Here is a 16,795-nt window from a genome sequence, read left to right on the forward strand (position 1 = left end):
TAAGCAACATAAAAGCCTGTAATTCAGCAATTTAATAATGTTAAAAAGACTTATTGTGTCAATAGAGTCTGACATTGAGGACAAAACACGCTGGCGCGACCGTTGATCTTAATGTTATCAAGAGTGGTCATGCAACTTGGACAATCCTTACCTTGTCTACCATAGACATTTAATGTCTGCTGAAAATATCCTGTCTCGCCACTTGCAACAGTGAAGTCACGTAGTGTTGATCCACCAAGTGCTATCGCTTTGTGCAAAATAGTCTTGATGTGCGTAACCAGTTCAGATAAGTGCTCATAAGTTAGAGTGTTTGCAGGCGTTGCAGGATGGATACCTGCTAAGTACAAACTTTCAGTTGCGTAGATATTACCGACGCCAACGACAACCTTTTGTTCCATGATTACTGACTTTATAGCACGACTGATAGGCCGTTTTGCTGTAGCCGTAGCCTTATGAGTGGCGATTTGCGGTTGTTTATTACTGTTCTCAGTGCGCTGAATGAAATGGTACAAATAGTCTGCGTTAAACGTATTAGCAAGGGGCTCGAGACCTAGATTATCTATCAGTTTGCTACTATAATCTTCGTACCATAGTACAGAGCCAAAGCGTCTTGGATCGTGATAATGAAGCTGAGTATGCGTATTGTCATCAGTGCTAAAGGTAATAATCAGATGATCGTGTTTGCGTTTGCCTTCTCCTTTACCATGCTGTTGAAGACTACCTGACATGCCAAGGTGCACTAATAATTGACGTACTTGTGGGTCAGAATCAGCGTGTGTAGGAGAGTTAGCAGCAAAATCCAAGATCAAATATTTGGCTCGTCTTTGAATACTAACCAAAGTGTGATCGATCAAATCGACCAAGTCAGTAGGCATCTGCCATCGCAATTTTGGCTGAAATACTTGGACATCTGTTACCCTTTGATTAAGCAAGGGAGCTAAGCTAGTTTTTGTAGTTTCAACTTCGGGTAGTTCTGGCATATGGGCTCAAGAGTATCTATAAATAAATGAGAAGAAAATAGTTAATAGTAAATATCATAGTCGATGTCATATAAAATTATGCTACTGCACGGCGCGCATGCAAAATGCCATGCTGTTGTTCAAGTTTTGCCAGTAGTTTAGATAAGTGCGCTAAGCCTGCAACTTCGATATGAAACTTTAGATAAGCAATGTTATCATCAGTGCTCGTAGTCTCAACTTGACGAATATTGACATTTTCTTTATCGATAATCTGCGTTAAATCACGTAGCAGTCCGCGTCTATCATAAGCTTCTATATGAATATCAACAGGCTGGTAACGACCAGATTTGAACTCCCAACTGGCAGCGATCTGACGCTCAGGATCGCGATCAATGAGACGAATGTACTCAGGGCAGCCGCGATTGTGAACACTAATGCCGCGTGATAAAGTCACATAACCAGCTATAGGCTCACCATGGACAGGATGACAGCACCCTGCGAGATGGACCTCGGTATTGTCCAGGCCTTCAATAGAGATTTTATAGGCGTCAGGTTTGCCTGTTGATCTATTATCGATATTTAAAACAAAATCTTCTTCGGGCTTTTCAGGTTCTAGATGCAACTGGCGAGAGATGTGAGCGGTGAGCTGATTTAAACCGATCTCTCCTGTGACTAAGCCCACAACGATATCATCTGAATTGTTGACACTAAATAGATGAGTATAATCATTCAGATCTATGCTATTAGGATGAACTGATAAACGTTCAAGCTCTTTTGCCAGCATGTGTCGACCGATCTCGATATTTTTGTCTCGATCTTGCTTATTAAACCATTGACGCAGCTTAGAGCGGGCGCGGCTCGTTTGTATGTAGCCTAAAGAGACAACCAGCCAATCACGATTGGGCTCACGCGTGGCTTTGGTAATAACCTCAACTTGCTCACCTGTTTTTAGCTGATAAGTAAGTGGGACATAGCGCTGATTGACTCGCGCTGCCTGCGCTCTGTTACCCACTTGCGTATGCACATAATAAGCAAAATCAAGTACAGTTGCACCCTTAGGTAATTCAGTGATATCACCATCACGACTAAAGACGTAAATACGTTCGAGCTCGTCAAAATCAACGACATGATCGTCATCTTCAATTTCAGTAAATTCTATACCGCCTAAGTCATCCTCTATTGTCAAAGCTGAGTCTGAACGGTTACGTACCTCATTATTTATAGAAAGCAAGTGACGTAGGGAGCTGATCTTTTGATTGAAGTAGGTGTCTTTTTTATTCTTCAATCCCTCTTTGTAATTGACATGAGCGCACATGCCAAGCTCAGCTTCAAAATGCATTTCGTGCGTACGAATCTGCACCTCAAGTGACTTATTCTCTGCGATTACTGCCGTATGTAAAGAGCGATAACCGTTTGACTTGGGGTTGGTAACATAGTCGTCAAATTGTTCTGGAATATAACGCCAAAAACCATGCACTAAACCCAAAACATGGTAACAATCTGAGGAACAATTGACCAAGACTCGTAAAGCGCGGATATCATAAAGCTGATCAAAGGACAGACCTTTGAGTTTCATTTTACGATAAATAGAATAGATATGTTTGACGCGGCCAGATACTTCGCCTTCAATGTCAGCGTCTATCAAAGCTTCACTAAGCTTATCTTGCATGCGCTGAATATAGGATTCGCGCTCACTGCGTTTTTCAGACAATAACTTGGCAATCTCTTTGTACCTATCGGGGGCAAGATGGCGAAAGGCCAAATCTTCAAGCTCCCATTTGAGCTGCGCGATACCAAGGCGATGGGCGAGAGGCGCATAAATAGTCATTACTTCGCGAGCGACGCGTTGCTGACGCTCTGTATCAGCAAAACTAAGCTCTCGCATAGCAAAGGTGCGTTCTGCTAACTTGATAAGGACGACGCGCACATCATTCGTCACCGAGATGAGCATGCTATAGATGTTAGATAATTGCTCACGTTGATTGTTAACAAAATGATCTTCTAAACGCTTACTACTTTCGATAATTTCAGACAGTTTTCCCATTGCCAAAGCGTCTTTGACCAGTACCGCGATATCAGTGCCAAAGTGCTTTTCGATATCTACTAAGCTGATCATAGATTTACGCGCACTACGGTATAGCATAGCAGCAACTAGGGCGTCTTCGTCTTGATACAAGTAGGTTAGAATATCTGTCATGCCGATACCCGTAACGTAAGCGCCAGAGCGTTCAGACTCGCTAGTATTCATACGACTGCGAATGAACTCACAGGCATCACTTAGAATAGGAACCGACTCTTGTCCAATGCGTTTGGCAACGTTACTCAGCCAGACGGGTACATCGATATTGGCATCATCAATATCCTCTAAAGGGATATCGACCCTATTTAAAAGCTCACTGTTGGAGTATTTATTTTTAAATTGCGAATCTAGAGAAGTGGAACGATCAAAGGTGGTATGGAGTTTGCGAGTCGCTAACTGTGCTTTGATATCCAATGGAATTTGAGCGTAGCTATTAGCAGATTGATGAGAACGCTGATTGGCAACCAATTGCGCTGCAAGTGAGGCACTATCAGTCTCTATCATCTGTCCATCTACCAAAGGTAATCCTTCACGAATCTTTACCATAGCTCCCTCCTTTTCGCAATCTTCATACAGTATCTAACCCTGTTCACTTGCGCACGTTATAATAAACATATTGCTTTTTACTTGTAACAAATAAGTCCTAAATAAGAACAGCTGCCAAAACACTAGCAGCTGTTATCGAGACCACAATACTGATATTAGAGTTAATTACAGTAACGACCGCTTCTCATTTGCCTTGGAAACTATACTTCTTATTAAACATATGTTTTATAGTTATTATACTTAGTTTCTCACTTTAACGCTACGATACAAGAAGGTCTCTGTAAGGAAAATAAAGTCAAACGTAACGTAGCATTAGTCTAAATTTTTTCAAAACGTGCGATAGATTCGACGTGACCGGTATGACAGAACATGTCCATTACCCCTGCATGGGTGAGTCGATAACCCTGCTCAAGTAGCGCTTTGGTATCGCGCGCGAGCGTTGCTGGGTTGCATGACACATAGACAATACGCTCAGCATTGAACTTCGGTAGATATTGCATAATTTCCCAAGCGCCAGAGCGCGGCGGATCGATAAGCAAAGCATCAAAACCTTGATTGGCCCAAGGCTTATCGGTGCAATCTTGTGTTAGATCTTGAGCATAGAACTGAGTATTATTTATTCCATTACGGCGCGCATTGTCGGCTGCGCGCGCCGTCATCGCATCGCTGCCCTCGACACCAACGACCGTGCCGCTCGATCCAACCAAACGCGCTAACGGCAAGCTGAAGTTACCAAGTCCACTAAACAAGTCCAATACGCGCTCGCCCGCTTTTAAGTCCAACAAGTCGCAAGCCAATTTAGTCATTTGACGATTGACTGAGAGGTTCACTTGAGTGAAGTCCGTTGGGATAAACTCAAAGGTGAGATCGTACTCAGGTAGCTCATAATATAGACGACCAAACTGCTCGCTCAGATCGTCTTTATCCGTTAAGGCGATACGCTCGATAGTATCGACGCCTTTAGATTGCAAATATAGCTGCCAGTTACGCGCTGCAAAAAAATCTTTGAGCTTATCGATATCACTAGTGGATAGAGGCTCTAGGTTGCGCACAATCAAAGCAACGGGTTGATCTCCATCAGGCAACTCTGGCAGATATTCGCCCATTGCTAGCTCTAGCTGAGCGATTTTGTCGCGGCTCTCAAGCGTGCTAATCAACGCTTTTAGGTTCTCAATTTCAAAACCAATGCGCGGATCTAGAATATGACATTCATTCAGCTCTGCTAAAAAATTACTGGAGCGTTCTCGAAAACCTACTAGTGCCGTTTGTTTTTTGACCACATAACGTACGCCCAATCTTGCTTTGGTACGGTAGCCAAGCCTATCGCCAACTATAGGATCAAGCCAATGCTCAGGAGCGGTATTAGCCTGATGCATAAGCATCTCAGCAAGAACCGACTGCTTGAAGCTAATCTGCGCACCAGGCTGCCAGTGTTGCAAGTTGCAACCACCGCAGACACCAAAATGCGGGCACGGCGGCACGGCGCGCTCAATGTTAGGATTCGTAGTTACTTTGATCGCGTCCCCCTCTTCAAAGCTGGCGCGACTATTGGTGAGTTTTACCTCTACTTGCTCTCCTGGTAGTGCAAAGCTGACAAAGACTTTTTTGCCGTGCTTATCTAGCGCGTGACCTTGCTGCTCATCAAAGCCATTACCGTATATAGCGACGCCGCGGCCGTCATGAGATAGTCCATCGATAGTGAAGGGTAGTGGCTCAGCTTCTTTTAGACGCCGACGGGTTTTGGTTGAGGGTTTGGACTTTTTCTTATTAGGCGGTACCGTAATGGTTTTGGCCGTGCCATCACTTGACGTATGATTGGCTATGTTTTGAGTATTGTGCTTATGTAGAGGTTGAGAATCGGTGGGTTGCATAAACCTGCCTTAGCAATAAAGAGTAAAAGAGAAGTTATAAAGTGTTTGACCAATCAGCAATAAATGAATCGTGGCGTAAGCTGCCATCGGCATGTTGCAAAGTGCTAAGGTAGTCGCGGCTGCGCTCTTGCCATTCGGCAAATCCTTGTGAGGATAATTGTCCCGTTAGACGCAGCCAACGCAAGTAAATAAGCCAGGTGTTCATCACATCAGACTCACAATAGGTGGAGAGCGTTTGCCAGTCTTGATTGGCAACGAGCGCACCGACCATACTACCATCAACGTCAGTTTTGCCAGGCAAACCATAGAGGCTAGCGACGACATCCATCGCTTCGCGACGACTGGCGCCGTACTGACTAAATCTGTCCATCAAGTCTAAGTGACGGGTCTGAAAACGATTGACATAATTATTAAAACGCATGTTTTTGATACGCTCGCCTTCTTCAAATAGCCATGGCGCTGATAGATCATACTGCATAGCGCGGTAAATGAGGACAGGAATATCGAACCCAGAACCATTCCAGCTAATGAGCTGCGGCAGCGTCTCTATCTCACTAAAAGCGCGAAAAAACTTGGCCAAAATGTCTTTTTCGCTGAATTTGTCAGCGCTGAGCGAAAATAAGGAGAACTGCTCACCTTTGATATACAACGCTGAGATACAAACAATGCGCTGAAGGGGCAAGCGCATAAAGTCATGACCTGCTTCTTGCATGCGAATGGACTGAAGTGCACTCATAGCATCGCTGTCACTTAGATCAGCGAGCTGCGGGTAGATGCGGCGAGCAGCATCCGTATCGGCTACTGTCTCGATATCGAAAACAAGTACGGGGTTTGATGGTAGAGCTTGAGTCATAATACATCCTAAGGAGTCATCTCAATATTCGCGCAGTGTGTAGGTTTGGGCGCTAAGTCTCAACTACTGGCTATCACTGTCATCGACACTATACAGGCCAGTAGACAAATAACGATCACCTCGGTCGCAGACGATAAAGGCAATGACCGCGTCAGGATTATCCTTGGCCACCTGCACAGCCGCCCATGCTGCTGCACCCGATGATACACCGGCAAAGATACCCTCTAGCCTAGCGAGCTTACGCATGTAGATCTCAGCGATATTCTGATCGATATCCATGACCTCATCGACCAAATCTGCGTCATATATGCCTGGCATGTAGGCGGCAGGCCAGCGGCGAATACCAGCGATAGAGGCCTCTTCATCAGGCTGTAACCCAATAATTTTGATATCCGGATTTTGCTCTTTTAGATACTTTGATACCCCAGTGATCGTACCAGTTGTGCCCATGGAGCTGATAAAGTGGGTAATTTTACCCTCGGTTTGTGTCCATAATTCGGGCCCTGTAGTGAGGTAGTGCGCTTGGCTATTGTCAGGATTGTTGAATTGATCTAATACGATCCCTTGACCGTTTGCCTGCATTTGCATGGCTAAATCACGCGCCGCCTCCATACCTTCATCCACATTAATCAACGTCGCACCATAAGCGAGCATAGCGTCTTTGCGCTCTTGTGTTGAGTTGGTTGGCATCAGCAACGTTATCGGATAGCCGCGCATGGCTGCCACCATAGCGAGCGCAATACCCGTATTACCACTCGTCGCCTCAATAAGCATATCACCAGGTTTGATATCACCGCGCATTTGCGCTTGATAAATCATATTAAAAGCGGGGCGGTCTTTGACAGAACCTGCTGGGTTGTTGCCTTCAAGCTTACCCAAAAGCTGCGCCCCATTGATGATGTTTTCTTGTTCTGGAAGACGTTGTAATTTGACCAAAGGTGTCTGTCCGACGCAATCGGCTAAAGTGGCAATCTGAGTGATAAAGGGTGTAGACGACATAAGGCATCCTCGTTTATTTTTAGATAAGACAGTAACTGCTTTACAAATTATAGCTGATCATTGATGGACGAAAGAGGATCAAAGGCAGCTGATAAAAAGTGGCCTTATTATACCATTTTGTGTCTGTTGACGCTTATGGCATCGACGTCTATCTGTAAACAGCGATGAGCAAACATGGAGCATGCAGCGATAACCTCTGTTATGATAAATACTGCTAAAATACGTAACCTATTTATGCGGTTGAGCTTTATAGTTTACACATCGGATAAGTTCGTACGACAACGGAGTCAAGCTAAGCATGGTACAAAAAAACCTTTTTAATACCAGTAGCGCTTATGGTCAATTAATCATTTTGGTGTTTCTACCAATATGTGTGTTAGCAGTAGTGGGCGGCCTTTTGGTGTTCACTGAGACCATGCGAGCGAGCGACTCAGAGCAAGAGGCTTTGGCTGAGGCGGTTCTTATTCGCTACAAACCTATGGTTGGCGACCTTGTTCCTGATTTATTGATGCAAAAAAATCAGTCATCAAATACGGAAACTGCGTCACAAGAGGTAGTAGCGGCCTTGGGTATCATCCGCGAAAAGCTCAGTCAGATGCAATCGGATCAGCATGTACAACGCATAGCTATCGTCGATGAAAACAATGATATCTTGGAGACTGTAGGATACGGGATAGAGGAGTCATGGCCTGCTATTGATATTACAAAGGACTTTTTATCGCCGCAGTCATCATCCATTGGTACGGTTTATGGCAGCTTACTAGGTAGTTTTGAGGGACAAAAAATGTGGCTGCTAGTCGATATGGACAACGAACCGCTCTATATCGCGCGTTATCGTATCGCTATGGCTTTGGCAATTACTGGGCTGTTTACGATTTTGATATTGTTACTGACTCTAAATATCTATGCCAAGCGCTGGATTGCGCCTATTTACGAGCTACGCTTACAGCTTCAGCGGACTCAGGTCGATAATCTATATAAACCCGTACTAGTGGAATCTGATGGTGAGCTCAATTTGTTACAACAGGACTTGGTGAGGACGCTACGCCGTTTGCACTCAAGCTTTCAAGAATTAAAAGATCACGCTGAGCAAACCGAAGATGACTTGCGTCTAGCTTTTGATGAGATGGAGATGCAGAATATCTCGATTCGAAATGCACGGGATGCGGCGATCTCGACAAGCCAAGCGAAGTCAGCGTTTTTGGCCAATATTAGTCATGAGCTACGCACGCCACTCAATAGTATTGATGGCTTTATTAATTTATTAGCCCGTCATGGCGAGCTCAATACGGAGCAAGATCTATACGTCCAAACTATCCGAAAATCATCAGCCCACTTGCTCGCTTTGGTTCATGATGTATTGGATTTTTCAAAAATAGAGGCCGGTAAGCTTGTCCTCGATTGTCATGAGTTTGACCTCTATAGTACTGTTTATGACGTGGTCGATATGCTCTCACCTGTAGCCTCTGAAAAAGGTCTACGCATGGCCGTGCTGTTTTACAACGATGTGCCAATGAGTATCAATGGCGATGCGCTCCGTCTCAAGCAAATTTTGACCAATATCGTCGGTAATGCTATTAAGTTCACTGACAGTGGCGATGTGGTCGTGCGTGTCAGCTTAGATGATAACCGAGATAATTATCTGATCATCAGCGTACAAGATAGTGGTAAGGGCATCTCTGAGACCGATCAAAAGATGCTGTTTCAAAGCTTTAGTCAAGGTGATCCCTCTATCACTCGTCAATATGGCGGAACAGGCTTGGGCCTTGTGATATCTAAGCAGCTGACCCGACTGATGGGCGGTGATATTGGGTTCTATGATAATGCGCAAGAAAATATTGCAAATACAGGCGCCACATTTTGGTTTCGAATGCCCGCACATATTGATGTACTAGAAGCAGTAGCACAGCAAGCGGTAGATTTACCGATATTGGCACCGCTGGCGAGCGTTCACGATGAATTTAATGTTTTGGTTTGGCTCAATCATGTCGCTTCAAGACAAGTCCTAAAATCCAGCCTGCAAAGTTTGCCGATCAAGCTGGTACAAGCCAATTCATTGCCAGGCGTTCTTGAATCCCTAAAAGAGCAGGGCAACTATTGGGACTGGGTTATCGTTGATGATGATACTCAAGATGACATGATGGCGCTACTCAAACAGATCCGCTTGCATTATCAAGGAAAACTTGCAGTATTTGGCTATCAAGTTGCTGCTGATAAAGCGCTCTTAAATCGCTATCAAGCCAACATATTATACGAGCCACTAGATAAACGTCAGCTTTATACTATGCTCGATACACGCAAACGTCATGCTCCTGAAAAAGTCAAAGAGCTGCGCTGGACAGGCATGACCGTACTGGCAGTCGACGATCATTTGCCTAATCTATTGGTGTTAGATGCACTCCTTAGTGAGCTTGGTATTCACGTTGTGACAGCCAATAGTGGTTTTGATGCTATAGAGATTATTAGTAAACAACAAACCTCGATGGAACACACAAAACCACTTAAACAAAGTTTGTACAACAAAACTCAGGCATCAAAAGCTGAGAGCCGTGGTACAAAAACTAAGAGTTCAGTGGCGGCGATTGAGGGTAATAGACAAGATAAAATAGAAGAGGCGCACAAACAGCATATCGATTTGATATTTATGGATATTCAAATGCCGCGCATGTCAGGACGTGAAGCTGCCGCGCAAATTCGTAATATTGAGAACTCTGATAGTCGTATTCCTATTATCGCACTGACGGCTCATGGATTAGCTGATGAGCGCGAGCAGCTGATCGCAAGTGGTATTGATGACTATGTCGGTAAACCTATTAGCCAGCCGCAACTACTACAAGTACTTCAAAAATGGCTTGGACGAACGACAATGCCTATGGATCCGATGATGGCGACTGAAGATAAAGAGGGTGACCATGAGTATGGTGCCGGCATTGGTAATGACACAGGCGATCATGCGCTAAGCGCATTGAAGCCACTTGATGACAATCGAGCGCAAAGTCATGACCGAAATACGACTGCTTTGACGATGGATACAGCAGAGACAAGAATGGAGCGGCCTTTATCACTCAAAAAAATCCGCGATGACTATTTGCAAGACGGTCAGATTCAAGGTAATAAAGGTGATCGTGAACGCGCCTACAAAAACGACTCAGAATACAGACACACTTCTAATAATAAGTTCATATCGACCACCATGCTTGCAACTAAGTTACGCTATCAAGATAGCCACAAGCCCTTTACAAAATCCTCCTTTGTAAAACCGCCCTTTGTTCAAACTGCATATCAGAACGTTTTTCAACAAGAAACGTCTGCTTTGACTACCATACCTAGTGCAAATGACAGCGGTAGTACTGCATCAGATCCAACCGAAAATTCGAACATTTTTGATTGGCAAGACGCACTGACGCGATCAGCGCATAAACCTGAGCTGGCCGCTAAGCTCATCACTATGATGCTCGATGCTATTGATGACGAAAAAAAGGCATTGGCCAAAGCATGGCACACCCATGATCGCAATATGCTAGGGCAGATTGCCCATCGAATATTAGGCGCTAGTCGCTACACCGGCGTGCCGCAGCTGCGTCAGGCCAGCCAAGATTTAGAGGATAAGTGCCTACTGAATGTGCAACATACTACGCCTGCCCAACTTGCCATGCTGGCCCCTTATTATGAGGCATTAATAGACGCATTGAACAACTTACAGACCCTTGATTTGTCTTCTTATTCGCAATTAAATTATCATCGTTTGAGCGAAAATGATATGACTTGGAAAATGATATAGTATGACACTCAAGGTCAGTTGCCGCGCTAACAACGTACTGGCAACCTTGCTATCATAGGATCTATTCGTTCTAGCCTTTTGACCCTTGCTATCCATTATTAAGGATGATTATGCACGCCATCACTGCTCATCAATACAAAGCGCTACAATTAAGCGTGACCCAAGACATACTGACCGTCACGCTCAATCGACCTCACAAAAAGAATGCTTTGAGTTTTGCGCTCATCAAAGAGCTTATCAAAGTAGCTGAGCGTATTGGCAAAGACAAGAGCTTACGCGCCGTTATCATTGATGGCGCTGAAGGAACGTTCTGTGCTGGTATTGATTTAAGTGATTTGAACAATCCTAAGAATCGAGCTTATGCGTTTTGGGAACTAATTAAACCTTGGCAAAGCTTATTTCAGCGTGTGTGCCTAGTTTGGCGTGAAGTACCTATCCCAGTCATTGCCGTATTAGAAGGTCATTGTATAGGCGCCGGGCTACAGCTAGCATTAGCTTGTGATATTCGTGTCAGTCATCCTGACTGTAAACTATCTATTATGGAGGCTAAGTGGGGGCTAGTGCCCGATATGGGCTTAAGCCAATCAGCATTCGGCGTGGTACGTGCAGACATACTCAAAGAGCTGGCGATGAGCGCACGTCTTATCGATGCGGTCGAGGGCGAAACGCTAGGTTTGATCACTCACTGTAGCAATGAGCCTTTTGAGCATGCTAAAAGATTGGCCGCAGAGTTTGCTGAGCGCTCACCTGATGCGGTGCTCGCAAGTAAACGCGTTATCAATGCGATGCATCAGCAGCCTGCCACTACATTGTATAAAGAAAAAGTATGGCAAGTTAAAGTTATGCTAGGTCGCAATCGTAAGCTTGCCCTAAAAAAAGCCAAAGATGCTAGTGTTACTTTTGCCAAGCGTCAGTTTAGGTAATAGCTTTTTATTCATTGAGAACCAATACCTCACAGCACTCTGTGTTCTATAGACATATGCCTTTACTTTATGTTTTATAATATCTTATAAGCGTATATTGTCATCAATTCTTTCTACCTATTGAAATACCAGCAGACAGTGCGATATAGCACTGTCTGCTGTCTTATTTGTGCATTTTGACGCACGACATCATTCGCCTTAATTATTTTATTTAATCATACGGTCTTGCCATGTCTACTCCAAACGCCCCTTCTAACCCTAAACCAGTAGCAAGCTCGCGCGTACGCTCTGCAGATTTACCGATTGCATGGATTATGATGTTAGGGCTAATAGTCGCTGTCGGTCCTTTGTCTATAGACATGTACTTGCCTGCGCTGCCCTCGATGGCAGATAACTTTGGGGTGTCGACTGCCTTTATGGCAAACTCAGTGCCCGCTTATTTTGTGGGCTTGGTGTTTGGTCAGCTTATCTACGGGCCTTTGAGTGATCGCGTAGGCCGTGTCAAACCTCTATATTTTGGAATGACACTATACGTTATTGCCTCTATTGTTTGTGCGACGACAAATAGCGAATACGTATTGTTTGTTGGACGTACCGTACAAGCACTTGGCGCTTGTGTGGGGTCGGTTGTGACGCGTGCTGCGATTCGTGATCGATTAACAGCCAAACAAACGGCAAAAGCGTTCTCCATTATGATACTCGTCATGGGCCTTGCGCCTATATTAGCGCCGTCACTTGGTGCATTGTTTTTACAGTTTTTCAGCTGGCATTCTATCTTCTGGTTTTTAGCCGCTTTTGGTGCGCTTAATTTATTGCTGACCAAGTTCTTTTTCGTTGAAACTTTGACAGAAGAGAATCGCAATGCACGTCCTGCCAAAGAGGTGCTTAGTCAATATTGGGATCTACTCAAAGATAAAAGCTTTAATTATCCCGCTATTGGGGGCGGATTGCTGATGGGTGCGATGTTCGTCTATATCAGTTCTGCATCTGAGCTAATTATGGATACTTATGGCGTATCGACGACACATTTTGGTTGGCTATTTGGGATGAATGCTGCAGGTTTTGTGCTCTTAACCCAGCTCAATCAATGGCTCACCAATCGTTTTCGTATTCTGAGTATTTTGCGTTTTGGGGCGATGATGCAGGTTATTTCTGCAGGCGTGCTATTCGTGATAGGTCTGTTTTTGGGTACTGATGCTTGGCTACCACTGGTGCTCACTTGTATCTTCTTTTGTATTGCAGGTTTAGGACTCACACAGCCTAACGCTTCCGCTATTGCGCTGGCCTTTCAGAAAAAACGCGCGGGCATGGCTAGTGCACTACAAGGCTCTTTGATGTTCTCAGTGGGCATATTTGGCGGCTTGCTATTGAATCTATTCCCCGTCAATCCCGTACTCAAGATTGGTATTGCTATGTTCTCACTAATGAGCCTTGGTGCGTATTTAATTTGGCAAATTGATCGTAACTTAAATTTGGACGATGCTGAATAAGTCATTGATTTTGGTTATAAATACTCTTTACTATTATCACCCTAACTTGTTACTGTACGTTGTAATAGTACTAGCGACCATATATCTGTTTATGCTAAAATACAGCGCAGCTATTTTTTGATAGCGCATTTTTTAACCAACCAATGACACACACATCATGGCAAAAAACTGCTGGGTGTTTGGCGACTTGATTAATTTGCAGGATTCATTTTTATTTTTTAGAAAAATGGGTAGCAAATGCGTGTTGCTAGATAGGCCGTTTTTGTGATGTGGAGGCATAACCCAACCAACAGGATATTTTTACATGGCAAATGACAACCCAACACAAATCGCAATGCGCGACTTACTCCAAGCTGGCGCTCACTTTGGTCATCAAACTCGTTTTTGGAATCCAAAAATGGGTCCTTACATCTTTGGCGCTCGCAACAAGATTCATATCATCAACCTAGAGCACACCGTAAAAGCTTTTAACGAAGCATTGACTTACGTCAACGGCCTAGCCGCTAAGAAAAATAAAGTACTATTCGTGGGTACTAAACGCGCCGCTAGCGGTATCATCCGTGAGCAAGCGGCTCGCGCTGGCATGCCGTATGTTGATCATCGCTGGTTAGGTGGAATGCTGACCAACTGGAAGACACTACGCCAGTCAATCACTCGTCTAAAAGAGCTTGAAAAACAAGCAGAAGACGGTACGTTTGCTAAGCTAACTAAACGTGAAGCATTAGAGCGTACGCGTGATATGGAAAAGCTTGAGCGTTCACTAGGCGGCATCAAAGACATGGGCGGCCTACCTGACGCCATCTTCGTTGTCGACGTGGATCATGAAGCGATTGCAATCAAAGAAGCTAAAAACCTAGGTATCCCAGTTATCGGTATCGTGGATACTAACTCTAACCCAGACAACGTCGATTATATCATCCCTGCTAATGACGATGCTATCCGCGCCGTGACTTTGTATGTCAGTTCTATGGCTGATGCGATCATCGCTGGTAAAGAGTATGCACAAACGCAAGCGGGCGGCAAAGTGGATCAAGAACAAGCAGCGCCAACTGAGCAAGCACCAGCTGACAAGCAAGCTCCTGCTACCGAAGAATCAGCAACTGCAATTGAGCAGCCTGCTGAGGCGCCTGCGGTTGAAAATCCAGCCGAAGCACAAACTGATCTATAAGTCTTAACGATAGCGTTACATTGACTCATTGTCAGTGACCTATTTAGCACCGATAAAGGGCATGATGAAATAGTACTCGTCATGCCTTATTATTAGCAAAACGCTATCTCTCGTTAAGCAAACCTATATCAAGCACACTCACAAACAACAAATAGAGGTAACTCTTATGACAGACGTAAAAGTATCTGCCAAAATGGTAAAAGAATTGCGTGACCGTACAGGTCTTGGCATGATGGAATGCAAAAAAGCGCTAGAGGAATCAAATGGTGATGTTGAAGTTGCCATCGACAACTTGCGTAAATCTGGTCAAGCAAAGGCGGCTAAAAAAGCAGGTAATATCGCCGCTGACGGTGCTATTATCATCGCGCAAAATGACAAAAAAGCATTCCTAGTCGAAGTAAACTGCCAAACCGACTTTGTTGCAAAAGATGATAACTTCACCGCATTTGCTGAAAAAGTAGCAAATATCGCTTTAGAGAACGACACAACTGACGTTGCCACTATTGGCGAGTTGCCTTATGGCGACGGTCAAACCGTTGAAGAAGCTCGTGTATCACTCGTACAAAAAATAGGTGAGAACATTCAATTACGCCGCGTTGAGAGCTTACAAGGTGATAATCTTGCCTCTTATCGTCATGGTCTACGCATCGGTGTGGTCGTCTCTTTTGAAGGTGGCACTGCGGATACAGGTAAGAACCTTGCCATGCATATCGCCGCTTTTAACCCAGTAGCGGTTGATGATGAAGACGTTGCAGCGGACGTATTAGCTCGCGAAAAAGACATCATCGAGTCTAAAGCTCGTGAGTCAGGTAAGCCTGACAACATCGTCGAAAAAATGATCGAAGGTGGTCTACGTAAATATCTAGACGAAGTGACCTTGTTACGTCAGCCTTATGTCATGGACAATGACAAAAAGGTCGGCGACGTACTAAAAGCGGAAGGCGTTAAAGTATTAGGCTTTAAGCGTTTAGAAGTTGGTGAAGGCATTGAGAAAAAGCAAGAAGACTTTGCCGCAGAAGTTGCTGCAACGCAAGCTGCTGCAAACCAGTAAGTGATTACTAAAGGTCAGACAAGTATTGCTTGTATGACTTAGTGATTGCAAATTAAATAAATACAAAAAAGCCCGCTATCTATTAGCGGGCTTTTTGCATCATGCAATATATGAACCCTTTAAGAAGGTAATTGGCTTAACGTAGCGCGGCGTAAGCTGAATTAGTATAGCTGGCACTGTTATTAGTCGTACCGAAGCTGACATTTTGCATAGAGCTATTGTCATTTATACCATTATAAGTAGTCGAGCTGGTTGAGAGTCCAGAGTCGTTTTTGTACAAGCTATGATAGCGGCTCATCACTTTTTTGACGTAGTTGCGGGTTTCTTTAAAAGGAGGAATGCCATTATACTTATCGACGTTGCCTTCGCCAGCGTTATAGCCTGCGATAGCAAATTCGATATTATTGTCAAAACGGCGCATTAGCCAAGCGATATATTTAGCTGAGCCTTCGATATTATCCGCAGGATCCCAAGCATTGCTGACTTTGAAACGTCTAGCAGTAGCAGGCATTAGTTGCATCAAACCTTGAGCACCGACAGGAGAGCGAGCATTAGGGTTAAAGGCTGACTCAGTATGCATCATAGCCTTCATAAGACCAGGATCTACGCCATGACGCGTAGCTGAGGCACGAATATAGCTGTCGTAAGCGTTGCGGCTACCGCTATTACTAGCAGGACTACTACCATAATCATTACTATTTGCGCTATTGTTATAGTTGCTACTATCTTTATAGTAGGTGACTTTTACTTTTTTGGTGAATTTTTCAAAATTGCCACTAGGGTTCACGTTAGTTAGTAGGACTTGTCCGCCTTTGTCTTTATAGATATACATATTGCCTGCGTGCGCATTTATAGAAAGCGCAGACAAGGCAATAGAGGTCAATAATATTGGTGACAGACAACGACTAAGGGTTTGGGTGTTTATCATAAAGGCATCACTTTTTATCAAATACGATCAGATTGCTTAATGTTTTGAGGCGCTTGAGAATCAGCTTATTCAAAATAGATATGAATAACAGTACCTTACTATAACACAACTATAACACAAAACTCGAAATGAACTTATGTCCAAGA

Annotated in this window: 11 protein-coding genes; 5 read left to right on the plus strand and 6 right to left on the minus strand. The window is 44.2% G+C overall.

Annotation, left to right across the window (positions count from 1 at the left end):
• Positions 1–50 precede the first annotated feature (50 nt).
• The 5 genes from mutM to cysM all read right to left on the minus strand — a co-directional run bounded on the left by mutM (position 51) and on the right by cysM (position 7,308).
• Positions 51–980, minus strand: a complete 930-nt coding sequence (gene mutM / locus ACR64G_RS02105) for a bifunctional DNA-formamidopyrimidine glycosylase/DNA-(apurinic or apyrimidinic site) lyase (RefSeq protein WP_435979910.1) — start codon at positions 978–980, stop codon at positions 51–53.
• Between the two features lie 76 nt (positions 981–1,056).
• The gene (locus ACR64G_RS02110) at positions 1,057–3,585 is read right to left on the minus strand and encodes a RelA/SpoT family protein (RefSeq protein ID WP_435979911.1); all 2,529 of its coding nucleotides are present in this window, start codon (positions 3,583–3,585) and stop codon (positions 1,057–1,059) included.
• Positions 3,586–3,902: 317 nt separating this feature from the next.
• Positions 3,903–5,456, minus strand: coding sequence for a 23S rRNA (uracil(1939)-C(5))-methyltransferase RlmD (gene rlmD, locus ACR64G_RS02115; RefSeq protein WP_435979912.1), 1,554 nt, complete (start codon positions 5,454–5,456; stop codon positions 3,903–3,905).
• Positions 5,457–5,490: 34 nt separating this feature from the next.
• Positions 5,491–6,309 (minus strand): 3'-5' exonuclease, encoded by an 819-nt coding sequence (locus ACR64G_RS02120; RefSeq protein ID WP_435979913.1) that lies wholly within the window; start codon positions 6,307–6,309, stop codon positions 5,491–5,493.
• A gap of 63 nt (positions 6,310–6,372) precedes the next feature.
• A complete protein-coding gene (gene cysM, locus ACR64G_RS02125; protein ID WP_435979914.1) occupies positions 6,373–7,308 on the minus strand; it encodes a cysteine synthase CysM in 936 nt (311 codons plus the stop codon).
• Positions 7,309–7,606: 298 nt separating this feature from the next.
• On the opposite strand from cysM, the gene ACR64G_RS02130 reads away from it, so the two are divergent.
• From ACR64G_RS02130 to tsf, 5 genes are all read left to right on the plus strand, one after another.
• Complete coding sequence (locus ACR64G_RS02130) at positions 7,607–11,089, plus strand: ATP-binding protein (RefSeq protein ID WP_435979915.1); 3,483 nt, start codon at positions 7,607–7,609, stop codon at positions 11,087–11,089.
• A gap of 110 nt (positions 11,090–11,199) precedes the next feature.
• Positions 11,200–12,012: a crotonase/enoyl-CoA hydratase family protein gene (locus ACR64G_RS02135; RefSeq protein WP_435979916.1), complete on the plus strand. Its 813-nt coding sequence runs from the start codon at positions 11,200–11,202 to the stop codon at positions 12,010–12,012.
• A gap of 230 nt (positions 12,013–12,242) precedes the next feature.
• Positions 12,243–13,502, plus strand: coding sequence for a multidrug effflux MFS transporter (locus ACR64G_RS02140; protein WP_435979917.1), 1,260 nt, complete (start codon positions 12,243–12,245; stop codon positions 13,500–13,502).
• A gap of 304 nt (positions 13,503–13,806) precedes the next feature.
• Positions 13,807–14,670, plus strand: a complete 864-nt coding sequence (gene rpsB / locus ACR64G_RS02145) for a 30S ribosomal protein S2 (protein WP_435979918.1) — start codon at positions 13,807–13,809, stop codon at positions 14,668–14,670.
• A gap of 166 nt (positions 14,671–14,836) precedes the next feature.
• Complete coding sequence (gene tsf / locus ACR64G_RS02150; protein ID WP_435979919.1) at positions 14,837–15,721, plus strand: translation elongation factor Ts; 885 nt, start codon at positions 14,837–14,839, stop codon at positions 15,719–15,721.
• A 136-nt stretch (positions 15,722–15,857) separates the two neighbouring features.
• Here tsf and ACR64G_RS02155 read toward each other — a convergent pair whose 3' ends face one another.
• Positions 15,858–16,649 carry a lytic transglycosylase domain-containing protein gene (locus ACR64G_RS02155; RefSeq protein WP_435979920.1) on the minus strand — a complete coding sequence of 264 codons (792 nt, stop codon included), beginning with the start codon at positions 16,647–16,649 and terminating at the stop codon, positions 15,858–15,860.
• Positions 16,650–16,795: the final 146 nt, after the last annotated feature.

It is taken from the genome of Psychrobacter sp. DM4 (assembly GCF_051307035.1).
Classification (GTDB): domain Bacteria; phylum Pseudomonadota; class Gammaproteobacteria; order Pseudomonadales; family Moraxellaceae; genus Psychrobacter.